This is a genomic window from Nocardia exalbida NBRC 100660 (assembly GCF_000308575.1).
Taxonomy (GTDB): Bacteria; Actinomycetota; Actinomycetes; order Mycobacteriales; family Mycobacteriaceae; genus Nocardia; species Nocardia exalbida.
On the sequence record NZ_BAFZ01000026.1, the window covers coordinates 1 to 23,721 of the forward strand.

A 23,721-nucleotide genomic window follows, 5' to 3' on the forward strand; every position below is an offset into this window, starting at 1 on the left:
CGCGGCGGCTTTCGGACCGCTTCGGTCAGGATGCGGTGTGCCTCGTTGACCACGGCCAGCAGGTCCGGGACATCCCCGACCCTGGTCGCGGGATGGACGCGGCGCAGGAAGCAGACCTCACTGCGGAAGATGTTGCCGATACCGGCCAGATTGCGCTGGTCCAGCAGGGCGACGCCGATGGGTTGATCGGGATATCGCTCCAATCGCCGGACGGCTTCGGCCGCATCCCACTCGGGACCGAGCAGGTCGGGCCCCAGGTGGTCGACGATGCGGTGCTCGTCGCGCACGCGCACCACCTCGACCTTGCCCAGCGAGAAGCCGACGGCCTCGATATCCGTGGTGCTCAACACGACCCGCGCGGCGACCCTGGGTCTGGTCCAGCGCTGTCCGCAGTGGAACACGCGCCAGCTGCCCTCCATCTTCAGGTGCGTGTGAATGCTCACGGTAGGCGTGCGGATGAACAGGTGCTTTCCGTAACTGCCGACGCTCTCGACCACTTGTCCGCGCAGATCGACCGTGGCGTATCGCGGCACCCGGAAATCGCTGCGGGTCAATTCCTTTCCCGCCAATGCGGCGCGGAGCCGTTTGGCGGCGAGGAAGACGGTGTCACCCTCAGGCATTGGGCGGCTCCAGCGCGGGGCCGCGCCCACCGCGGGACGGTCGGAACCCTCTTCGCTTGCCTCCGCGAACTCGCATGGGCGCGCCTTCCCGCAACCTCGAGCCGGTGCCGGAGAGCGCGTTCACGGGCGGCTGCGCAGACGTAGACCGCGCGGGGTGGCGGAGAAACCCGCTTCGGTGAGGAATTCGGCGAACGTGTTGCCGTGCACGCTGTCCCCGTTGACGCGGTCGATGACCAGCGCGTCCACCCGGCGGCGCCGGACCAGGTCGGCGAGCGCTCCGGCGGCGCCACGGCGCGCGTCGGGATCCTCGGTGAAGGTGAGCAGGGTCTTGCCGCCCCGCTCCAGATACAGGACCAGTTCGCCGTCGACGAGCACGACCAGCGCCCCGGCCTTGCGTCCGGGCCGATGCCCGCCATCGACGTCGCTCTTCGGCCAGGCCAGCGCGGCGCCGTACGGATTCGCGGGATCGCACGCGGCCAGCGCCAGCACCGTGCCGGTCGGTTGCCTGGATTCGGGACGGGCGCGTTCGGCGTCGAAGGAACGTAGCCGGTCGACCACGTCGGTGGTGGAGAACTGGGCGCCGCCGAGCGAGTCGACGAAATAGCCACGGCGGCAACGGCCGCGATCCTCGAATTCGGTGAGCACGCGGTACATCAGCGCGAACCCACCCGGTACGCCCTCGTTCTGCACCGAGCCCCTGGTCAGCACGCCGTATCGCTCCAGAAGAAGATCCGCCGTGGCGTGCGCGCGCACGGTGCTGTCCGACACCCGCTCCGGCAGCAGCGACCATCGTCCGGCGACCGAGGGCGGACCGGAACGGGTCGGCATGCTCGGGCGGGGCAGGTAGGCCCGGCCCCGCGGCGCGCGCCGGGGCGTGCGGTGGGCCGTCGTGGTCCGCGTCGTGCCGGACAGCAGCGCCCGCACCGGAGCGAAAGTGTCGCCGGAAACCACGCCCGCCCAGACCAATTCCCACAGTGCGGCGGCCACCGCGGCGTCATCGAGCAGACCGGTGGCGTCCGAGAGCTGCCGGAAGAAGTACGCGCCGCCGCCCTGCGGCACCGGGATCAGTCGTTCCGCGGGGGCGCCGGAGGTCGGATGCCCCGCACCGGACACGTATGCCGGGTCGCCCGGCGTGGGCCGACCGTTGCCAGTCCCGTATCCGATCGGTGCGGTGCCGCCGCCGGTGTGACCGTCCGTGTCGCCGGATCGCCCGTGCGCGCCGCGACCGTCGCCCGCGCTGCCGGACGGCGGATCCGGCTCGTCCAACGACACCGGCGCTCGATCCGGGACGTCCTGCGCCGGGCCGGGCGGCGTCCACGGCACGAACGTCGCGCCCAGGGCGTTGAGCAGGCGTGCTTGGGCATCCGTCGGATCGAGTTCGTCCGGCGGCGCGAGGGTGAACGGCGCCTGCTCGGCCAGATGCAGGGCGATCCAGCCATCCTTGGCGGTGATGGCGCCGTGCCCGGACCAGATCACCTCGCCGGTCGCCATGAGTTCGTCGAGCATGGCGGGGGTGTAGCCGGGCACCCGCGCGGGCAGGATGAGCGATTCCCAGGCGGAGGCCGGAATCGGCACACCGGCGAGCTGTTCCACCACGGCGGCCACGCCGTCGACGCCGCGCAGCTCGCCGCTGCCGATGTGCTGCCAGGACGGGAGGAAGCGCCCGAACGCGGCGGTCGAGACCGGCTCGACCTCGTGCCGCGCCGCGGCCAGCGACCGGCGGCGCAGCCGGCGCAGCACTTGCGCGTCGCACCATTCGGCCCCGGCTGCTCCGGGGGTGAATTCACCCTCCACCACCCGTTTTTCGGCGGCCAGGCGTTGCAGCGCGCCCGCGGCGACCGCGGTGCCCAGCCCGAACCGGGCCGCCACCGCCTCCGCGGGGAACGGGCCGTGCGTGCGGGCGTAGCGGCCCACCAGATCGCCGAGCGGATCGGCCACCGGCTCGATGAACGCCGCGGGCGTGCCGATCGGCAGCGGCACCCCGAGCGCGTCCCGCAGCCGGGCCGCGTCCTCCACCGCGACCCACCAGCTGCGACCCGCGAAGGAAACAGCGAGGGCCCGGCGCGCGGCTACCAGGCTCTCGAACCAGGCGGTGGGGTCCTCGTCGGAGCGTTCGGCGGCCTCGGCGGCGGTCAGCGGTCCGAGCAGGCGCAGCAGATCCGCCAGGCCCTCGGCGTCTCGTGCGTGCCGCTCCGGGGTGAGCCGCTGCAGTTCCCGCTCGGTCTGCTCGATGACCGCGGCGTCGAGCAGTTCGCGCAGCTCGACCCGGCCGAGCAGTTCGGCGAGCAGCCCGGAATCGAGCGAGAGCGCGGCGGCGCGCCGTTCGGCCAGCGGGCTGTCACCGTCGTACATGAACTGCCCGATGTAGTCGAACAGCAGGGCGTTGGCGAACGGGGACGGCGTCGCCGTCTCCACCTCGACCAGCCGGATCTGGCGCCGCCCCACCCGGCCGAGCAGGTCGCGCAGCGACGGCAGATCGTAAACGTCACGCAGGCATTCGCGCACCGTCTCCAACAGGATCGGGAACTCGGGGAACTTGCGCGCCACGTCGAGCAACTGGGCCGAGCGCTGCCGCTGCTGCCACAGCGGGGCTCGCTTGCCCGGATCCCGGCGCGGTAGCAGCAACGCGCGTGCGGCGCATTCGCGGAACCGGGAGGCGAACAGCGCCGATCCGCCTACCTGCTCGGTGACGATGTCGTCGATCTCGTCGGACTCGAAGACGAACAGTTCGGCGCCGGGCGGATCGTCGGTGGTGTCGGGCAGCCGCACGACGATGCCGTCGTCGGAAGCGTTCGGCGCGGCGTCCACGCCGAACCGTTCGCGCAGCCGCGCTCCGATGGCCAGCGCCCACGGCGCGTGCACCGGAAGGCCGTAGGGCGAGTGCAGCACCAGCCGCCAGTCGCCGAGTTCGTCGCGGAACCGCTCCACCACCAGGGTGCGGTCGGTGGGCAGGTGCCCGGTCGCGGTGCGTTGCTCGTCCAGCAGGGTGAGCAGATTCGTGGTCGCGTTGCCGTCCAGACCGGCGGTGCCCATGAGCCGTGCGACGCTCTCCGGCATCGGATCGGCGAACTCGCCCCGCCTGCGTCCGACGGCGGGCCCGGCCCCGTCGTGTCGCGGCTGTTCCTGCGCACGGGGCGTTTTCGTCGCACCGTCGCGTCGCGAGCTTTTCCTCGTGCTCGCCTGCCCAGCCGGTTCGGCGACGCGCTCGCGCGCCACCGTGCGGACGAACTCGCCGAGCGCCGCGCCGAGTTCGGCGGGCCGCCCGAGTCCGTCACCGTGCCAGAACGGCAACCGCCCCGGCTGCCCGAACGCGGGCGTCACCAGTACCCGATCGAAGGTGATCTCCTCGATCCGCCAGCTCGTCGCTCCGAGCGCGAACACGTCACCGACCCGGGACTCGTAGACCATCTCCTCGTCGAGTTCCCCGACCCGCGACGCCTTCTCACCCACCATGTACACCGCGAACATGCCGCGATCGGGGATCGCTCCGCCGGAGGTCACGGCCAGCCGTTGCGCGCCGGGCCGCCCGGTCAGCGTGCCCGCGTCGCGATCCCAGACCAGCCGGGGCCGCAACTCGGCGAACTCGTCGGACGGATACCGCCCGGAGAGCAGGTCCAGCACCGACTCGTAGGCCGAGCGCGGCAGCGCCGCGTAGCTCCCGGTGCTGCGCACGACGTCGAACCATCCGTCGACGTCGATCGAATCCAGCGCGCACGCGGCCACGGTCTGCTGCGCCAGGATGTCCAGCGGGTGCGCCGGGATCTGGATCGCCTCGATCTGCCCGGATGTCATCCGCTGCGACGCCACCGCGCAGTGGATGACGTCGGTGCGGTGCTTCGGGAAGATCACCCCGCGCGAGATCTCGCCGACCTGATGCCCGGCCCGTCCGATCCGCTGCAACCCGCTGGCCACCGAGGGCGGGGCCTCCACTTGGACCACCAGGTCGACCGCGCCCATGTCGATGCCGAGTTCCAGGCTGCTGGTCGCGACCACGCAGCGCAGCCGCCCGCTCTTGAGATCGTCTTCGATCAGCGCCCGCTGCTCCTTGCTGACCGACCCGTGGTGCGCTCGCGCCAGCAGGGGCCCGGCGCCGTGGATCACCTCGGTGGACGGGCCGAGCTGGGCGGGCGGCTCGTGCTCGGTCTCCACCGGTTCGCCGAGCCGTGCCGCGTAGGCCTCGTTCAACCGGGCGGTGAGCCGCTCGGCGAGCCTGCGAGAGTTCGCGAAGACGATCGAGGACCGGTGCTCGAGCACCAGTTCGACGATCGCCTCGTCCACGTGCGGCCAGATCGAGCCCGGCTGGTCGGAGTCGCCGGGTTCGGTCATGTCCGCTACCGGCACCCGCACCGACAGGTCGAACGTCTTCGGCGCCGGGGGCGCGACCAGGGTGATCGGCGCGTTGCCGACCAGGAACCGCCCCACTTCCTCCGGTGGCCGCACCGTCGCCGAAAGCCCGATGCGCTGGGCGGGCCGCTCGGTCAGCAGGTCGAGCCGGGCCAGGGACAGCGCCAGGTGCGAGCCGCGCTTGGAACCGGCGATCGCGTGCACCTCGTCCACGATCACCGTGCCGACATCGCGCAGCGTGTCGCGGGCCGCCGAGGTCAGCATGAGGAACAGCGACTCCGGCGTGGTGATCAGGATGTCCGGCGGGGTGCGCAGCATGGACCGCCGATCGGAGGCGCTGGTGTCGCCGGAACGGACGCCGACGGTGATCTCCGGCGGCTCCAGTCCCAGGCGCTTGGCGGTTTGTGTGACCCCGACCAGCGGCGCCCGCAGATTGCGTTCCACGTCCACCGCGAGCGCCTTGAGCGGGGACACGTACAGCACCGAGGTGCCGGCCCGCTCGGGCCGCTGCTCCCGGGCGGCCAGCTGGTCTATCGCCCAGAGGAACGCCGAGAGCGTCTTCCCCGACCCGGTCGGCGCGACGACCAACGTGTGCTCGCCCGCCGCGATCGCCTTCCACGCCCCGAGTTGCGCGGAGGTCGGCGCGGGGAACGCGCCGTCGAACCACTCCTGGGTCGCGCGGGAGAACTGGGCCATGGCTTCAGTGTGCACCCGGACACCGACAAGCACGCCCGTACCGTTTCGCGAGCGAAGCGCGAGCAATCGAACAACGGCCGCCGACGCCGGGCCGTACGCTTCCACAGGTGCAGAAAGTGCTCAGACTCGACCTGGTCAGCCACGGAATGACCGAGGCGATGCGCAAGGCACGCTTCCCGGTGGACGAATCGCTCACCGAGGCGGGCAGGCGGGCGATGGCCGAGTGCGGACCGCTGACGGCCGCGCGGGTGTTCACCGGCCCGGAGCGCCGGACGGTGGAGACCGCCGCGCTGCTGGGTTTGCCGGGCGAGGAGGACAACCGGCTGCGCGACCTGGACGCAGGCGCCTGGCGCGGCGGCGAACTGATGTCGGTACCCCAGGACGAGCTGTACGCCTGGCTCACCGACCCGGCGTTCCGCGGGCACGGCGGCGAATCCGTGCTGGACGTGATCGAACGGACCAGGTTGTGGATGGCCGAGGTGGCCGCGCAGTCGGTGTCCACGATCGCGGTCACCCACCCCGCCGTGGTCCGGGCCGCGCTGCTGGTGACGCTGGACGCCCCGCCGAAATCGTTCTGGCGCATCGATATACCGCCCGGCAGCGTCACCCGCCTGCACTACCGCGGGGAATGGACGCTGCACTTCACCGCCTGAGGCCCGGCGGTGCCTGCGCGTGGCACTCGGAACCGAACGAAAGTGGCCCGGGAGAACATCTCCCGGGCCACTATCGTCTGGGTTCAGCAGGTGGTGGGTGCGGGTTCGCCGCGGAACCTGGCCTCTACGTAGTTCCACGCGTCGGCGAATCCGGCGGCGGCCGCGGTCAGGTGCTCGGAGATGTCGACGGTGTGGAAACTCACCGGCGCACCCGCCTTGCAGTACCGGTCGACGACCTCGGCGACGGGTTTGTAGAAGGTCATCTCGTCGAAGCGGCCCTGCCAGATGTAGGTAGGTATGGTCGGCACACCATCGAAGTACCGCAGGCTGTTCTCCCGCAGGACGGCGTGCGCCTCGGGGCTGTCCATCAGGCTCTTGGACGCCGCCATCTGCTCCGCGCTGCGGAAAGCGCCGTGGAAGAGCAGGAACCGGCGGCAGGCGTCATGCGTGAATTCGCGGAACCACAAACCGTTCTCGTTGAGCTGATCCGAGATCGGCAATCGGTCCGGGTACTCCCGCTCCAGTCCCATGGCGGCGGCGAAGGCCAGTCCGAAGCCGGGATGCGGCGCGAAGCCGAGCGCCATTGCCATTTCCTCCAGGTCGGCGGGGATGCCGCCGGCGACAGCGGCGGTGAGCTTCAGTTCCGGCGCGTAGGTGGGTTGCAGCGCGGCGGCCCACGAGGTGGCCATGCCGCCGCCGGAGTAGCCGGCGATGGCAACCGGGGAGTTCGAGAGACCGAGTTCGGCGACCTTCTGGACGGCCTTCACACTGTCGAGGGTCATCATGCCCGCCAGGCGCGCGGCGCCGTAGGCGGAGGTGGGGCCCAGGTAGTCCGGCAGCGAGATCGCCCATCCGCGTCCGATGGGCAGCATCGCGCCGACCGCATCCTGCAGTTCGCCGTTGAACAGCGAGCGCGACGGATTGCACTGGGTGCCGAGCGAATTGATCAGCGCCTGATAGGAGACCAGCGGCGGATTCCTGACCCCGGCGGGCAGCAGCACCGTAGTGATGCCCATGACGGGCTTGCCTTGTGAAGTGGTGGAGCGGAAAGCCACCTGCCAGCCCTCGGTCCCGACGTAGAGACCGGTGTCGATCCTGCGGCTGCGCACGACGTCACCGGGGGCGAGTGCCTCCAGGTCGGGCGGCGCGGTGTAGAAGGGATCGGGATCTGGGGTGGGATAGAGAGGCTGAGCCGTTGCGGGCAGGCCGAGCAGGCCGAGCGAGACGAGGCTCACCAGCAAGACCGCAATCCTGGACGGAACTCTGAACACGGGTTTCCTTCGAAAGTCAGCCGTCACCGACCCACCGCCCCGCGGGGACGCCGCGGCGGCGGTGCTTCGGACGGACCGGCACTACGCGAAAAACCGCAGCGAACGTTCGCTGCGGGACAGAGCAGAAGGAACCGCCGCCGGAGCGACCCTGAGTCGATCATGACGGACTGCCGCACCTCCTTCGACTTCGGGACCGCCGGTAGCCGCGGAGGCGGCACCATCCGTGCGAAAGATAGCGCCCCACCGATCGAGGCGTCGCAACGGAAGGCGTGAATCGGACATGTCACAAAGCCCGTGGGCCGCCGTTCGACAAGATCACTAGAGGAGGCGGCCTGCCCGGCCGCACATCGAATCGGCCTCTCGCGCGGCTCATGCGAAGCTGACTACCGTCCGTTCGCCCAGCGGGCGTTGCAGGTCGACAACGACCACGCCGTATTCGCGCTTCTGCTCCGGGTTCGCGCCCTGGCACGGCGGCATGCCGCGATGCAGGCCGCGCAGCAGCCGCACGTTCACCCGATCGGCCGATTCTTCCACGCGCGCGGTGAATCCGATGCTCGGACAGCCGACCGGGCCCGGGATGTGGATCGCGAGCTTGTTCGTCCCGTCTTCGATGTCGTATTCCGAGAAGGGCATCGCCGACGTGGGTTCCAGGTCCGCGGCATGCGGGACGACGATCATCGTGCCGCCCGCGATTCTCCGGGGGCCCGGATCGGCGCGCGTTCCCGCCGCCTCTTGCGCGGTTCGCTCCGGCGTGGAGGGGGCGGCCGGGTCCACGTGCTGCCCGCACGCGGTCAGCATCCCGAACATCGAGGCGGCGACGATCGCCGCGCCCCTCCTCAGTATTGCCATCTTTCCACCTTCACACAGGTGGGCCTGGGGGTGGCGGAGGAAACGCGGGGCGGCACCGGCCCGGCTCGCCGAAGGCGATCGAATGCCTGGAGGCCTGGATGTGTTCACCGTCACATGAAGCTGGCACTGTGCTGAGGATGTGCCCATCTGGGTGTCGAATGATTGAGCAGAATGCTCAGTCACTGTGGTTGAGGTTGTGCGTTCAGATCTTCAGGGACACGATATCGGCAACAAGTGCTCAACGATGCGAGGCCGCCGGACCGGCGCCGAGCGGACGGGTGGATCTGTATGACCGAGCTCGCCGACCGCGATCTGATCCCAGCTCCCTACGACCTTGCCGACCGTTACCGCGTCGGCTCCGGGACCGTTGTCCTCACCGGCGTCCAGGCCATCGCGCGGCAGCTGGTCGAGCAGCACGTGCGTGATCTGCGCGCCGGGCGGCGGGTGGGGACGTTCGTCTCCGGGTATCAGGGCAGCCCGCTCGGCGGCGTCGACAAGATGCTGGCCGGCATGCCGGACGTCCTCGCCGAGCACGACATCTCGTTCGTCCCGGGATTGAACGAGGAACTGGCCGCCACCTCCGTGTGGGGCAGCCAGGCCGATCTGCCAGCGGGCGCCGCGACCCATGACGGCGTTGTCGGTGTCTGGTACGGCAAAGGTCCCGGTCTGGACCGCGCGACCGACGCTCTGCGGCACGCCAACATGTACGGCGCGAATCCGCGCGGCGGCGTCTTGCTGCTGGTCGGCGACGACCCGGCGGCCAAGTCGTCCACCGTGCCCGCGGTGAGCGAGCGCTCGCTGGCGGCGATGAACATCCCCGTGCTGTTCCCGCGCAACGCCCGCGAGATCATCACCATGGGCCTGCACGGGGTGGCGCTGTCGCGCGCCTCGGGCTGCCTGGTGGCGCTGAAGATCGTCGCCGATGTCGCCGACGGCGCCTGGACCGTCGACGGTTCGGTGGGCGACATCGACCTCGTGGTGCCCGAGATCGACTGGGAGGGTAAGCCCTTCCACTACCGGCAGCGTCCGATGGCCGCTCCGGCCGACAGTCTGCTCGCCGAGGCGGATCTCTACGGTCCCCGCTGGGAGCTGGTGCGCGCCTACAGCACACGCAACGGACTGGATGCGATCGAGGTCAACCCGTCCCACGCCACGATCGGCATCGCCGCCACCGGGCCCACCTTCGACGCGGTCCGTCAAGCGTTGCTCGACCTCGGCGCGGACGACGACGCGCTGCACGCGGCGGGAATCCGGCTGCTGCGCATCGGGATGCCGTATCCGATCGCGCCCGATCGCGTCCGGGAGTTCGCCACCGGGCTCACCCGGCTGATCGTCGTCGAGGACAAGACGTCCTTCGTCGAGACCCAGATCCGCGACATCCTGTACGGCACCGCGGGCGCGCCCGAGATCGTCGGCAAGCGCGACCACGTGGGTCGCCCGCTGTTCGGCGCCGACGGCGAACTCACTTCCGGGCGCATCGCCGCACCGCTGCGCCGCGTACTCGACGGACACCTCGCCCTGAAACGCCCGCTGCCGCAGCCGCTGTCGCTGTCGGTGCTGCCCGCCAAGCGCGCCGCCTACTTCTGTAGCGGTTGCCCGCACAACCGTTCGACGGCCGTCCCGGAAGGCTCGCTGGCGGGCGGTGGCATCGGGTGTCACACCTTGGTGACCATGTCCGGCCGGACCGACAGCAAGGTCACCGGGCTGACCCAGATGGGCGGCGAGGGCGCGCAATGGATCGGCCAAGCCCCGTTCACCGACGTGCCGCATCTGTTCCAGAACGTCGGTGACGGCACGTATTTCCACTCCGGCCAGCTCGCCGTGCAGGCGTGCGTCGCCGCGGGGGTGAACATCACCTTCAAGCTGCTGCACAACGAGGTGGTCGCGATGACCGGCGCGCAGCACGCCGAGGGCGCGCTCACCGTGCCGATGCTCACCCACAAGCTCGCCGTCGAAGGCGTCCGAAGGATCATCGTCTGCGCCGACGAACCCGGGCGTTACCGCAAGCGCGACCTGGCTCCCGGCACCCTGTTGTGGCACCGGGACCGCCTCGACGAGGCGCAGCGAGCCCTGCGCGAGATCCCCGGCGTCACGGTGCTGATCTACGACCAGCACTGCGCTGCCGACGCGCGCAGGCAGCGCAAGCGCGGCGCCCTGCCGGTGCGCCGCACCCGGGTGGTGATCAACGAAGCGGTGTGCGAAGGCTGCGGTGATTGCGGCGTCCAGAGCAACTGCCTGTCGGTGCAGCCGGTGGACACCGAGTTCGGGCGCAAGACCCGAATCGACCAGACCTCCTGCAACACCGACTACAGCTGCCTGAACGGCGATTGCCCTTCGTTCGTCACGGTCGAGCCGCCCGATCCGGCGAAACGGAAGGAGCGCGGCACGAGCAGGCGGCCACAGCCGCCGCGGCTGCCGGATCTGCCGCACGAACCGCCGACGACCACGCAGAACGTCTTTCTCGCCGGCATCGGCGGCACCGGCATCGTCACCGTGAACCAGGTGCTGGCGACCGCCGCGATGCGGGCCGGGTACGAGGTGGCGAGCCTGGACCAGATCGGCATGAGCCAGAAGGCCGGACCCGTGGTGTCGCACCTGCGCTTCGCCGTGGACGCGCTGGAGCCCGCCAACCGGCTCGCCCCAGCTTCGGCCGATTGCATCGTGGCCTTCGACCTGCTGGCCGCCACCGACACCAAGAATCTGGCCTACGGGTGCGCCACGACGACCGTGTCGGTCGCCTCCACCAGCAAGACGCCGACCGGCGACATGGTCTACGACAAGTCGGTCGCCTATCCCGACGAGGCGGCGCTGTTGCGGCGGCTGGAGCAGGTCTCGCGGTCGGTGCGGTCCTTCGACGCGCTGGCCGCCGCGGAGGTCCTCTTCGGCGACACCGCCGCCGCGAACTTCCTCCTGATCGGCGCCGCCTACCAGCTCGGCGCCCTGCGGCTGCCGCGTACCGCGATCGAGGAGGCCATCGAGATCAACGGAGTGGCCGTGGCGGCGAATCTCGCGGCGTTCCGCTGGGGGCGGGTGGCGATCGCGCGGCCGGCGGACTTCGCCGCCGCGACCACTCGTCGCGCGGCCGAACCGGCCCCGGCCCCGGTGGCGGTACCGGCGGACCTGTTCGAGGGATTGACCGCGACGGGAGAGACACGGCGCCTGGCCGAGCTGCGGGCTGTGGAACTGATCGGTTTCCAGAGCGTGGCGGTGGCGCGCGCCTACGTCCGCACGGTGCAACGCATCTGGGCGGCCGAGCGCCGGGTGACCGACCGTACCGAGTTCAGCGAGCAGGTGGCGCGCGGACTGTACAAGTTCACCGCGTACAAAGACGAGTACGAGGTGGCACGGCGGCTCACCGACCCGGCCTTCCTGGCGGAGGTCGCCACGCAGGTGCCCGAGGGGGCGAACCTCACCTACCGGCTGCACCCACCGGTGCTGCGCGCGCTGGGACGGAAGAAGAAGATCGGCATGCGGCCGGGCAGTCACTTCGCCCTCCGATTGCTGGCCAAGGGAAAGCGGCTGCGCGGCACGGCGTTCGACCCGTTCGGTTACGCGCACGTGCGCCGCATGGAACGCGAGCTGCGCACGCACTACACCGCGATGGTGACGGACCTGGCCGGCATGCTGGACGGATCGAGTTACGACCGCGCCGTGCGGGCGGCGGCGCTCGCCGATGTGGTGCGCGGCTACGAGGACATCAAGCTCGCCAGCGTCGCGCGCTACGCCGAGGGCTTGCGGGAACTCGGTATCGAGCCGCCGCGATGGTGACGGGTGTCCTCCGGCGGTGCTCGCCGGTCGGTGCGTTCACCCGGCGTAGCCGGTCACCTCGCTGATCCACTCGATGAACTCCGCGGCGTCTTCGTTGCTGCCGTGCCCCGCGTCCCAGTACATCGCGGAGTCCACGTCGTCGCCACATGCCGCTGCGCACAGCGCTGGGAACAGTTTTCGCCATCGAGCAGCTACCACAAGAAAAACCCGGCTCAGACGGTGTGACCGTCCGAACCGGGCCTGTAGTAGCGGGGACAGGATTTGAACCTGCGACCTCTGGGTTATGAGCCCAGCGAGCTACCGAGCTGCTCCACCCCGCGTCGGGTAAGGACAACACTACACAGGGTGGTGCGAACAACCCAATCGCCTGGTGGGAGCGGGTGCGGCGAGCGGTTCAGCCGAACTCGATGCCCTGTGCGAGGGGCAGTTCGGTGGAGTAGTTGACGGTGTTGGTGGCGCGGCGCATGTAGGCCTTCCAGGAGTCCGAACCGGATTCGCGTCCGCCGCCGGTCTGCTTCTCACCGCCGAAGGCGCCGCCGATCTCTGCGCCGGAGGTGCCGATGTTGACATTCGCGATGCCGCAATCGGATCCGTCGGCGGCGAGGAAACGTTCGGCCTCGCGCTGGTCGGTGGTGAAGATCGCGGACGAAAGACCCTGCGGCACTTCGTTGTGCAGGGCGATCGCGCGATCGAAGTCGTCGTAGGTGAGCACGTAGAGGATCGGTGCGAAGGTCTCCTCCCGCACCACCGCGGTCTGGGCGGGCATGCGCACGATGGCGGGCCGCACGTAGTAGGCGTCCTCGCCGAATCCATCGACGCGTTCGCCGCCGCACACCAGCTCGCCGCCGTCGGTCACCGCCTTGTCCAGCGCCGCGCGCATTCCGGTGTGGGCCTTGCCGTCGATCAGCGGCCCGACCAGCACCCCGTCGTCGAAGGGGTTGCCGACGGGCAGTTGCCGGTAGGCCCGCTCCAGCCGGTCCAGCAGCGGACCCGCCACGTCCCGGTGCACGATCAGCCGCCGCAGCGTGGTGCACCGCTGCCCGGCCGTGCCCGCCGCCGCGAACACGATGGCCCGCGCCGCGAGGTCGAGATCGGCGGACGCGGTGACGATCGCGCCGTTGTTGCCGCCCAGCTCCAGCAGGCAGCGCCCGAGCCGCTCGGCCACCCGCGGGGCCACCAAACGGCCCATCCGTACCGACCCGGTGGCGCTCACCAGCGCGACCCGGCTGTCGTCGACGAGCCGGGAGCCCGCCTCGCTCCCGCCCTGGATCAGTTGATGGATCTCGGGATCCGCGCCGACCTCGCCGGTCGCGCGCCGGAGCAGGGCGTGGCAGGCCAGCGCCGTCAGCGGCGTCGTCTCCGACGGTTTCCAGACCACGGTATCGCCGCAGACCAGCGCGATCGCCGTATTCCACGCCCAGACCGCGACCGGGAAGTTGAACGCCGAGATCACCCCGACCACGCCGAGCGGATGCCAGGTCTCCATCAACCGGTGGCCGGGACGTTCCGAGGGCATGGTGTGGCCGTACAGCTGCCGGGACAGGCCGACGGCGAATTCGCAGATGTCGATCATCTCCTGCACTTCGCCCGCGGCCTCGGCGGGGATCTTGCCCGCCTCCAGCGTCACCAGCTCGGCCAGGTCGCTCTTGTGCGTGGTGAGCAGCTGCCCCAGCCTGCGCACGACGCCGGCCCGGACGGGAGCGGGAACGCCGCGCCAGCCCCGGAAGGCGGTAGCGGCCCGGCCGATGGCGGCATCGACCTCGTCCGGCGAACTGGACCGCAGGGTGGTCAGCTGTCCTCCGGTGATCGGAGTGCGCGCGGGGAGATCGCCGGGTTCCGCTGGCAGCGCACCGAATCGGCGCAGCACCGCCTCCGCGCGGACGGTGAGTTGCCGGGTGGTCTGAGCGTCGAGTACCTCGGTCATCTGTTGTACCGCCGTACCTTTCGGCCGCGTCGCGGCGTGTTCGTCCCATGGAGTGGGAGGATGGAGGTCAGGTTTCGGACACGAGGCGGGCCGCCTGAGTTAGCCTTCGCTGATGGCGGATACACCGGCAAGACCCGTACTCGATGACATCGATCGCCTGCTGATTCGTGAACTGATGGCCGATGGACGGGCCACTCTGTCGAACCTGGCCGAGAAGGCGAGTCTGTCGGTGTCCGCGGTGCAGTCCCGGGTCCGCCGATTAGAGGCGCGCGGTGTGATCCGCGGGTATACCGCACACGTCGATCCCGAGGCGCTCGGTCAACTGCTGTCGGCATTCGTCGCGATCACTCCTCTCGACCCGTCGCAACCCGATGACGCGCCCGCGGTGTTGCAGCACATCCCCGGCATCGAGGCGTGCCACTCGGTGGCCGGGGAGGAAAGCTACATCCTGCTGGTGCGTGTGGCGTCTCCGCGGCACCTCGAGCAATTGCTCCAAGAGATCAGAGCCACCGCCAACGTGCGCACCCGGAGCACCATCATCTTGCAGACATTCTATGACAGGTAGCGATTCTGTGTAATTAATACGGATAGTCATAGAGGTTCCGTAAATTTTTACGTACCCTCAGGGCGTGACCATCGAACTGGAACGCACCCGCCCGGCGGTCACCCCCGCCGCCCGGGTCCATGAGATCTTGTCGGCGAGCATCCTGGCCGACGGCTTCGACCTGGTGCTCGACCTCAACCGTTCCCGTGGCTGCCGCCTCGTCGACGAACGCGACGGCAGCCCCTACCTCGACATGTTCGGTTTCTTCGCCTCCAACGCGCTGGGCATGAACCACCCCGCCCTCGCCGAGGACCCGCGTTTCCTGGCCGAACTCACCGCCGCGGCGGTGAACAAGCCGAGCAACTCCGACATCTACACCGTCGAGATGGCCCGCTTCGTCGAGACGTTCGTGCGGGTGCTCGGCGATCCGCGGCTACCGCACCTGTTCTTCATCGACGGCGGCGCCCTCGCGGTGGAGAACGCCCTCAAGATCGCGTTCGACTGGAAGAGCAGGCACAACGAATCCCATGGCCGCGCAGCGGAACTCGGCACCAAGGTGCTGCACCTGACCGGCGCGTTCCACGGCCGCAGCGGGTACACCATGTCGCTCACCAACACCGATCCGGTGAAGACCGCGCGCTTTCCGAAGTTCGACTGGCCGCGCATCAAGTCCCCCTACGTCACCGACGCCTTCGACATCGAGGAGGCCGAGGCGTGCGCGCTCGCGCAGGCGCGGCGGGCATTCGAGGAAAATCCGCACGACATAGCGTGTTTCATCGCCGAGCCGATCCAGGGCGAGGGCGGCGACCGGCATCTGCGCCCGCAGTTCCTGCAAGCCGCGCAGCAGCTGTGTCACGAGCACGACGCGCTGTTCGTGCTGGACGAGGTGCAGACCGGCGTCGGCATGACCGGAACAGCGTGGGCCTACCAGCAACTCGGCCTGGCGCCGGACGTGGTCGCTTTCGGCAAGCGGACCCAGGTGTGCGGCGTCATGGCGGGTGGCCGCGTGGACGAGGTGCCCGACAACGTGTTCGCGGTCAGCTCCCGGCTCAACTCGACCTGGGGCGGCAACCTCGCCGACATGGTGCGCAGCAGGCGCGTCCTGGAGGTGCTCGAGCGGGACGAACTGATCGAACGGTCCCGGCCGCTGGGGGCGCACCTGCTCGAACGGCTGGGCGCGCTCGCCGCCCGGCACGCCGATGTCAGCGAGCCGCGCGGGCGCGGCCTGATGTGCGCGATCACGCTCTCGTCGTCCCGGCTGCGCGACGAGGTGCTCACCGCGCTGCGCGAGCGGGAGCGGGTGCTGATCCTCGGCACCGGCGAGCGGGGCATCCGGTTCCGTCCTCCGCTGACGGTCACCGGCGCCGAGTTGGACGAGGCCGTCGACGCCCTGGACCGGGTCCTGGCCGGTCTGGAATAGCCCGCGAACGGGAGGCTCCGGGTATTCCGGTGCAGGGCGCGCCGGAATCCCGGATCCACCTCTCGGGCTCGGCATCCATGTCGTCACCACTCTCCGAGAAGGTGCGGCACTCGAACCGGCAGCGGAGTACCGGTGGTGTCGTCTCCGTCCGGTGCTGTCGGCTCACCCGGAATCCTCTGGCGCGTAAGGTCCGCACGAGCTCACCATCCGGCTGTTACCCGACGGGCGCACCGGCGCGATGCGCTGATCCGGCCCGAGCACGCCGGTCGTCGTGTGGTCAGGGGGTGACCGGACGCAGGCCCAAACCCCCCTCGACGAAACGGCGGACGGACGTCAGCCCGGCATCCAGGGCCGCTTCGTAGCCAGGGCGTGCCCACCCCGTCACCGCCGCGGTGCCGTCACCCGTCGGCGTCGCGCCGATCTCGGCCACCAGCTCGGCCGTGGTCGGTTCGCAAACCGCCCAGGAGAAATGCGTCTCTTCCGCCCAGCCCGCACTGCGCCGGGCCACGTAGTCCGGTTCGGTGATGCCGCCCTCGGCCAGGGCGGGGCGGTCATCGATGCGGTCGTCGGCGCGCAAAGCGCGCAGATACCAGGCGCCCGCGTTGATCTCGATCGGCTCCATCAGCGTTCGCCCCTCGCGCCGCGCCCGTAGCCCGCCGCGGCGACCAGCGCGTCCGTCACCACTCCGCCGAATTCCGCGACACCGACCCGCCTCGCTGCGACATGATCGGATGACCGCGCCGCCGTTTTTGCGCGTTTCGCGGTATCCAGGCGGATTTCGGGTAGCTCGGTCATGAGGAAGAGGCTAGCGGGAGGTGCAACGACATGGGCGAGCTGTGGTTCGGCCACTACCGCCTCGATCGGCTGCTAGGCAGCGGCGGCATGGGCGAGGTCTGGCTCGCGCACGACACCACCGCCGACCGTGCCGTCGCGTTGAAGGTACTGACCGCCGCGTACGCGGCGGACCCCAAATTCCGGCAGCGATTCACCAGGGAGGCTCGGCTCGCCGCCCAGGTGCGCGGGCCGCACCTGGTGCCGATCCATTCGTTCGGCGAACTCGACGGCCGCCTGTACATCGATATGGAGTTCATCGAAGGCTCCGACGTGGCCGCGCTGCTGCGGCGGGCAGGGCGGCTGGAACCCGAGCGCGCGATCGAGATCGTCGTGCAGACGGCCCGCGCGCTCGACATCGCCCATCGTGCGGGCCTGGTGCACCGCGACGTGAAGCCGTCCAACATCATGGTGACGCCCGACGGCACCGCCTACCTGATCGACTTCGGCACCGCGCAGCGCAGCGACCAGCCCGCGATCACCGCCACCGGCAATGTGGTGGGCACGCTGGCCTACATGGCGCCGGAGCGGTTCGACGGGTCGGCGGTACCCCAGTCCGATCAGTATTCGCTGGCCTGCGTGCTGTACGAGTGCCTCACCGGCCGAAGGCCGTTCGACGACGGCGACCCGCCGCGCATGTTGCGCGCCCACTTGATGCAAACCCCTCCGCTCGCCTCCACGCTGAATCCGGCCTTGCCGCCCGCACTGGACGCGGTGATCGCACGCGGCATGGCGAAAGACCCCGCCCTGCGCTGGTCCAGCGCGGGGGAACTGGCCTCGGCCGGGTACGCGGCCCTGACGGGCCAGGACGCCACCACGGTCGAACTCGCGTCGTCGGTCCCGACCTTCGTGTTCCCGCCGCAGCATGTCCGGACCGGCGCCGCGCCCGGAGCGCGAACGTCTTCCGGATCGCGTCTGGCTCTGGTGGCTTTCGCGGCGCTCGTCGCGCTGGTCGCCGGGTCGCTGTGGCTCGGGCGCCCGGACGCGACCGACGCGGGACCGGCCTCCGCTCCCGCTCCGTCTCCGAAGCAGGAACCGTCCGCGCCGCCGTCACATGTACCGGCCACGCGGGCGCCGGTGCCCATTTCGGCGCCCATCGTGGTCCTGCCCGGCGCGGGTCAGCCATGCGACGCGGTGGTGGACGTGCACAGCGTCACCGTGGACGGCCTCGTGCTGACCTGCACTCCATTGACGGGGGGCCGGTCGAGCTGGCTTCCGGCGGCGCCGGCCGCGGGTGGTGTCGCCGCGGAGAACGTCGGCGACTCGAACCAGTCCGGACAGCCCGCCTCGGACGACAAGCCCGGCCGGGGCAAGCCCGATCACGCGAATCCGGGCCACGGCAACGGCAAGCCCAAGGCCAAGCCGGGTAAGTAGGCGGGTCGTTGCCGGACTGTCGTCGAGCACACAGTGGTGCGTGACGCGGGGTGCGGTTACGCTCCGAGAGAGGCCACTTCTTCGGTATCGGCGCGGTGAGCTGGTGATTTCCGTTGTGCGCGCCGCAGGTGGAGGCCGGGTCGACCAGCTGTCAACGGTGACTGGAGGTTCGCGATGGGGGAGGTGCGATTCGGGGGTTACCGGCTGGAGCGACCGCTCGGCAAGGGCGGTATGGGTCAGGTCTGGCTGGCGTACGACATGGTGGCGGCGCGGCGGGTGGCGTTGAAACTCCTGCCCGCCGACCTCGCGGCCGCGCCCGGATACCGCAAGCGGTTCGAGCGGGAAGCCGAAGCCGTGGCGCAGTTGCGCGACCCGCACGTGCCGCGGATCCACCGATTCGGCGAGATCGACGGCCGCCTCTACATCGACATGCAATTCGTCGAGGGCGCCGACCTGGCGGGCAAGCTGGTGGCCGAGGGCGCGATGCCACCGGCCGTCGCGATCGGCGTCATCGGCCACGTCGCCGCCGCGCTCGATGTGGCGCACCGGGCCGGGCTGGTGCACCGCGACGTCAAACCGTCGAACATCGTGGTGCATTCCAGTGGCTTCACCTATCTGATCGACTTCGGCATCGCGCACGGGCTCGGACAGACGGCCGTGACCACGACCGGCATGGCGATCGGCACCCTCGCGTACATGGCCCCGGAACGGTTCAGCGGAAAGGCGGACGGACGCGCCGACGTCTACTCGCTGGCCTGCGTGCTCTACGAATGCCTCACCGGTGCGCGGCTCTACGGCGATACCGATCCCGCGCAGCAGATGCATGCCCACCTGATGGCGCCGCCCCCACGCGCCGGTTCGGTGTGCGCCGCCGTTCCCGCCGCGCTGGACGCCGTCATCGCTCGCGGTCTGGCCAAGGAGCCGAGCGAAAGATTCCCGACCGCAGGAGAATTCGCCGCCGCCGCGCGCGCCGCGATCGGCGCGTCCGCTCCGGAGCCGGTAGCCGTGCCACCGTCCGCATCGGATCGCCCGGCGACGAAGCCGCTGACCCGTAGGGATTCCGTGCCGGCCTCGGGATCTTCACACCGCTCCGGAGTCGCTGGTCCAGCTGCGCTTTCGCCGCGAACGGACTCGAAAGCCGCCGCAGCCGCATCGGAATCCGTGGATCCCGAGCGGCCCCGGCGAACGCCTGACCCGACCGAAGTCCTGCCGAACCCGGGCCCTGCACCGACCCTTGTGGCCACCAAGCTCGACTGGTCGACAGTCACGCCCGATCCTGGACCGGCTCAGCATGTTCCGAGTCCGGGCTCGTCACTGCGCGGATACGCAGGGGCGCAGCGTCCGCCCGCGTCCGCCGGTTATCTCGTTGCAGGACAGCCGTATCCAGCTCCCGGACGCGGATCGTATCCCGCTGGACCTGCCCGGGGCGCACAGCCCGGTTGGCAGGAACGGTTGCTCGCTCGCGTGCTGCCCCCGAAGCCCGGCCCGGTCGCATCGCCGTATCGTGCGCCTGCGCGAAAGGTCTTCCCAGCGGTGCAGCGTCCGGCCCCGCCGGTCGCGCAGCGCCGCCCGGGCGTCCCGGTCCCGCGTCGTCGGCCGCGACGTCGCGGGAGTCTTCTATCGAAGATGATCGGCGCGCTGATCGTGATATTCCTCGCGCCGTTCGCGTTCGCGGCGGGCTGCGTCGCGTTGATCGCCGCGGGAACCAGGGCCGGTGATTCCGGCGCGCCCTCGCCCACCTTGCCGCCCTCGGCGGTGGCGGTGGAGAACCCCGGGCCACCCGGGGACGACGGCGGGTCCGATCCGGCCGCCGTGGCACCGGCGGGCAGTCCCGTGCGCGACGGCAAATTCGAGTTCGTCGTGACGAACGTCGACACGGGTGTGGCACGAGTCGGATTGCAGCGGGCCACGGGCTCGTTCCTGATCGTCACGCTGGCCGTCCGGAATATCTCCGACGAGACGAAGTGGTTCCTGCCGATGGGCCAACGCCTCCTGGACGCGCAGAACACGCCCTTCGACCACAACGCCACCGCCACCATCTGGCAGAACACCCAGCAGCGCCTCGGCTACTCCTTCGAGCTGCGCCCAGGGCAGTCCGCCACCACCCAGCTCGTATTCGACCTGCCCCGGACGGCGAGCCCCGACCACTTGGAGTTGCACGACTTCGTCCTCTCCGGCGGCGCGCGAGTCCACATCGCCTGAACGCCTCCGCGCAGCGGCGTCGAGAAACATCGACGACCCGCCCGGCCTCAGCGCGTCTCCACCGCGCCGCGCCGTTGAGCTGATCCGCGTTGAATCACCGATCCCGGACGGTCACCGAGCGCCCGCCGGAGCGGAAGCGGGCGAAGTCGGTCAGGCGGCTGGGATGACGGCGGAGAGCGCGCCGAGCACGGCTGCGCGGCCGATTTGCAAGGCCCTGGCGAGCAGTGTGGTGTCGCGGGCGGCGCTGTCCACGTCCGGAGAGCCGAGGGGCGGGTGGATCTGGAGCACGGAGTCGCCGAGTTCGGCGAGGGCGCGGTCCTCGAGGTCCTGTTGCCGGGGGCGTTCGAGCCAGGCCCGGTACGCGCCGGGGGCCACGGCGCGCAGATAGCCGCCACCGATGATCTGGTGCAGGCGCGAGGCGGGCGGGCGCCGTTCGTCCACCCTCCGGGTGCGCAGGACCAAGGCATGGGTGGCGCCCGCGCGGACCGCCGTGCGGATCGGAACGGTCTCGGAGAGGCCGCCGTCGAAGTAGGCCGAACTGCCCAGGGCAACCGGGGGCCCGGCCAGAATGGGCAGGCCCGCCGACGCGCGCAGCGCACGCATGAGCGTCCGCTTGTCGGTGATGTGCGGATGCAGATCGACCGCCTGCCCGGTCCGGATATCGGTGGCGATCGGATGGAAGGTCGTGGAGTTGGCCAGGATCGCGTCGAAATCCATCGGTTCGACGCCGTCATACACCTGGTGCACGAGATACCGCAGATCGAACGCCGGACGTCCGCGCAGGAGCCGGGCCGGATCGACGGCGCGGCGCATGATCTCCGGATCGGTCCAGGAGCGCATGCCGGGAATCGCGCGCCCGCACAGCAGCCAGGCACCGTTGATCGCGCCCGCCGACGTGCCGTACACGGCGTCGAATACTCCGGCGAGCCCGAGTTCCTCGAGCGCCGACACCATGCCGCTGGAGTACACGCCCCGGCTGCCGCCGCCCTCTACCACCAGCACCAAGCGGTGACCGTCGGCGCGGCCGGCCGTGGCGCGCCGCACGCGGATCACCTCCGCGACGGGGGAGAGGCTTGTCGAGCTGGTCACCGCAACACGATACGACACCTCGGTGTGCGTTTCGGGTCCAGCGGAGGCAGCTCGCGTGAGGGCGGAGGGACCGCCGCGTGAACAGCGAAGCGGGCGCGGAACCTCGTGGTCCCCCGCCCGCTCCGTGATGTTGCTACTTGATCTCTGCGAGAACCGTGCCCTGCGTGATCGCCGCGCCCGTCTCGACGGACAGACCGGTGACCACACCCGCCTTGTGGGCGTTGACCGGGTTCTCCATCTTCATGGCCTCGAGCACCACGATCAGATCGCCCGCCTCGACCGACTGGCCCTCTTCGACCGCGACCTTGACGACGGTGCCCTGCATCGGAGCGGTGACCGCGTCACCGGAGGCCGCGCCGCCGCCCGCGCCGCCACGCTTGCGCGGCTTGGGCTTCTTGCGGATCACACCGGCGCCGTTGCCCGCCGCACCGGCCGCACCGGCGCCGACGGTGAAGTTGCCCGGCAGCGACACCTCGACCCGGCGGCCGCCGACCTCGACGACGACCTTCTGACGCGGCTGGTCCTCATCCTCGTCGGCCGGGGTACCCGCACCGGTGAACGGCTCGACGGTGTTGACCCACTCGTTTTCGATCCACTTGGTGTAGACGTCGAACTTCTCGCCATCACCGATGAACGCCGGGTCCTCCACGATCGCCCGGTGGAACGGGATGACCGTGGCCAGGCCGTCGACCTCGAACTCGGCCAGCGCGCGCCGCGCGCGCTCCAGTGCCTGCGTGCGGTTCTCGCCGGTGACGATCAGCTTGGCCAGCATCGAGTCGAACTGCCCGCCGATCACGCTGCCCTCCACCACGCCGGAGTCCACGCGCACACCGGGGCCGGACGGCTCCTTGTACACGGTCACCGGGCCGGGAGCGGGCAGGAAGCCGCGGCCCGCGTCCTCGCCGTTGATGCGGAACTCGAAGGCGTGGCCGCGCGGCGTCGGGTCCTCGGTGATCTCCAGCTTCTCGCCGTTGGCGATGCGGAACTGCTGGCGCACCAGGTCGATGCCCGCGGTCTCCTCGGTGACCGGGTGCTCGACCTGCAGCCGGGTGTTCACCTCGAGGAAGGAGACGGTCTCGCCCTGCACCAGGTACTCGACGGTGCCCGCGCCGTAGTAGCCGGCTTCCTTGCAGATGGCCTTGGCGGAGGCGTGGATCTTCGCGCGCACCTCGTCGGACAGGAACGGCGCGGGGGCCTCCTCGACGAGCTTCTGGAAGCGCCGCTGCAACGAGCAGTCACGGGTGCCCGCGACGATGACGTTGCCATGCTTGTCGGCGATGACCTGCGCCTCGACGTGGCGGGCCTTGTCCAGGTACTGCTCGACGAAGCACTCACCACGGCCGAAGGCGGCGGTGGCCTCACGCACGGCCGAGTCGTACAGCTCCGGGATCTCCTCGATGGAGTGCGCGACCTTCATACCGCGCCCGCCACCACCGAAGGCCGCCTTGATCGCGACCGGCACACCGTACTTCTCGGCGAACTCGACGACCTCGGTCGCGTCCTTGACCGGGTCCTTGGTGCCCGCGGCCATCGGCGCCTTCGCGCGCTCGGCGATGTGCCGCGCGGTGACCTTGTCGCCCAGGTCCCGAATGGACTGCGGGGACGGCCCGATCCAGATCAGCCCGGCGTCGATGACGGCCTGGGCGAAGTCGGCGTTCTCGGAGAGGAAGCCGTAACCGGGGTGGATGGCGTCGGCGCCGGACTTGGCGGCGGCGTCGAGGATCTTGTCGAACACGAGGTACGACTCGGCCGAGGTCTGCCCACCCAGGGCGAAGGCCTCGTCGGCGAGCTTGACGAACGGGGCATCCGCGTCCGGCTCTGCGTACACCGCGACGCTGCCGATGCCGGCGTCCTTGGCCGCCCGGATCACGCGCACGGCGATCTCGCCTCGGTTAGCTACGAGTACCTTTGTGATCCGCGCGCTGGCATGGCTGGGCACTGAGCCTCCTGTGTGCATTCTTCTGGTCGCTTCGCCGGGGGTGGGGTCGCTGTGCAGCCTCCGCTCCCATAATCGACTTGTTTACGTCTCGGGCGAGTGTAGGCAGTCTGCCAACAGACGCCGAACTCGGCTAGCCCTACTCAACAGTAGGTCGCGGATCACAACGTACGCGGCCGGTGTTTGGGACCGCACCCGGC

The 23,721-nt window shown here is 70.2% G+C and carries 15 protein-coding genes and 1 tRNA gene; 6 read left to right on the forward strand and 10 right to left on the reverse strand.

Annotated elements, in window-relative coordinates; genetic code table 11:
- Both ON29_RS05545 and ON29_RS05550 read right to left on the reverse strand, forming a co-directional pair.
- Positions 1–620: DNA-formamidopyrimidine glycosylase family protein (locus tag ON29_RS05545; RefSeq protein ID WP_040865066.1), on the reverse strand; the 620-nt coding region annotated here is incomplete at its 3' end.
- 120 nt (positions 621–740) lie between these two features.
- Positions 741–5,660, reverse strand: a complete 4,920-nt coding sequence (locus ON29_RS05550) for an ATP-dependent helicase (RefSeq protein ID WP_040865067.1) — start codon at positions 5,658–5,660, stop codon at positions 741–743.
- Positions 5,661–5,767: 107 nt separating this feature from the next.
- On the opposite strand from ON29_RS05550, the gene ON29_RS05555 reads away from it, so the two are divergent.
- Positions 5,768–6,313 (forward strand): histidine phosphatase family protein, encoded by a 546-nt coding sequence (locus ON29_RS05555; protein WP_040865068.1) that lies wholly within the window; start codon positions 5,768–5,770, stop codon positions 6,311–6,313.
- Between the two features lie 83 nt (positions 6,314–6,396).
- On the opposite strand, the gene ON29_RS05560 is transcribed toward ON29_RS05555, so the two are convergent.
- Together ON29_RS05560 and ON29_RS05565 are read right to left on the reverse strand one after the other, a co-directional pair.
- Complete coding sequence (locus tag ON29_RS05560) at positions 6,397–7,563, reverse strand: lipase family protein (protein WP_040865123.1); 1,167 nt, start codon at positions 7,561–7,563, stop codon at positions 6,397–6,399.
- Between the two features lie 390 nt (positions 7,564–7,953).
- Positions 7,954–8,433: a hypothetical protein gene (locus ON29_RS05565; protein ID WP_157172661.1), complete on the reverse strand. Its 480-nt coding sequence runs from the start codon at positions 8,431–8,433 to the stop codon at positions 7,954–7,956.
- 288 nt (positions 8,434–8,721) lie between these two features.
- Between ON29_RS05565 and ON29_RS05570 the strand changes: the two genes are divergently transcribed.
- Complete coding sequence (locus ON29_RS05570; RefSeq protein WP_040865070.1) at positions 8,722–12,201, forward strand: indolepyruvate ferredoxin oxidoreductase family protein; 3,480 nt, start codon at positions 8,722–8,724, stop codon at positions 12,199–12,201.
- Between the two features lie 246 nt (positions 12,202–12,447).
- Here ON29_RS05570 and ON29_RS05575 read toward each other — a convergent pair.
- Positions 12,448–12,521, reverse strand: a tRNA-Met gene (locus tag ON29_RS05575).
- A 74-nt stretch (positions 12,522–12,595) separates the two neighbouring features.
- Positions 12,596–14,125: an L-piperidine-6-carboxylate dehydrogenase gene (gene amaB / locus ON29_RS05580; protein WP_040865071.1), complete on the reverse strand. Its 1,530-nt coding sequence runs from the start codon at positions 14,123–14,125 to the stop codon at positions 12,596–12,598.
- Between the two features lie 112 nt (positions 14,126–14,237).
- On the opposite strand from amaB, the gene ON29_RS05585 reads away from it, so the two are divergent.
- Together ON29_RS05585 and lat are read left to right on the forward strand one after the other, a co-directional pair.
- Complete coding sequence (locus ON29_RS05585; protein WP_039796222.1) at positions 14,238–14,690, forward strand: Lrp/AsnC family transcriptional regulator; 453 nt, start codon at positions 14,238–14,240, stop codon at positions 14,688–14,690.
- Between the two features lie 64 nt (positions 14,691–14,754).
- On the forward strand, positions 14,755–16,089 hold the full coding sequence (gene lat / locus ON29_RS05590; protein ID WP_051174896.1) for an L-lysine 6-transaminase: 1,335 nt from the start codon (positions 14,755–14,757) through the stop codon (positions 16,087–16,089).
- Positions 16,090–16,366: 277 nt separating this feature from the next.
- Here lat and ON29_RS05595 read toward each other — a convergent pair whose 3' ends face one another.
- Both ON29_RS05595 and ON29_RS35625 read right to left on the reverse strand, forming a co-directional pair.
- Complete coding sequence (locus ON29_RS05595; RefSeq protein WP_040865072.1) at positions 16,367–16,711, reverse strand: hypothetical protein; 345 nt, start codon at positions 16,709–16,711, stop codon at positions 16,367–16,369.
- Complete coding sequence (locus tag ON29_RS35625) at positions 16,711–16,884, reverse strand: hypothetical protein (protein WP_157172663.1); 174 nt, start codon at positions 16,882–16,884, stop codon at positions 16,711–16,713. The genes ON29_RS05595 and ON29_RS35625 overlap by 1 nt, the downstream gene beginning before the upstream one ends.
- 30 nt (positions 16,885–16,914) lie before the next feature.
- Here ON29_RS35625 and ON29_RS05600 point away from each other — a divergent pair, with 30 nt between their 5' ends.
- Positions 16,915–18,294 (forward strand): serine/threonine-protein kinase, encoded by a 1,380-nt coding sequence (locus ON29_RS05600; RefSeq protein ID WP_051174897.1) that lies wholly within the window; start codon positions 16,915–16,917, stop codon positions 18,292–18,294.
- A gap of 174 nt (positions 18,295–18,468) precedes the next feature.
- Complete coding sequence (locus ON29_RS33610) at positions 18,469–20,496, forward strand: serine/threonine-protein kinase (RefSeq protein WP_051174898.1); 2,028 nt, start codon at positions 18,469–18,471, stop codon at positions 20,494–20,496.
- A 150-nt stretch (positions 20,497–20,646) separates the two neighbouring features.
- Here the strand turns inward: ON29_RS33610 and ON29_RS05610 are convergent, their stop codons facing one another.
- Both ON29_RS05610 and ON29_RS05615 read right to left on the reverse strand, forming a co-directional pair.
- Positions 20,647–21,585: a patatin-like phospholipase family protein gene (locus ON29_RS05610; protein WP_040865073.1), complete on the reverse strand. Its 939-nt coding sequence runs from the start codon at positions 21,583–21,585 to the stop codon at positions 20,647–20,649.
- 133 nt (positions 21,586–21,718) lie between these two features.
- Positions 21,719–23,524, reverse strand: coding sequence for an acetyl/propionyl/methylcrotonyl-CoA carboxylase subunit alpha (locus tag ON29_RS05615; protein ID WP_040865074.1), 1,806 nt, complete (start codon positions 23,522–23,524; stop codon positions 21,719–21,721).
- Between the last annotated feature and the right edge of the window lie 197 nt (positions 23,525–23,721).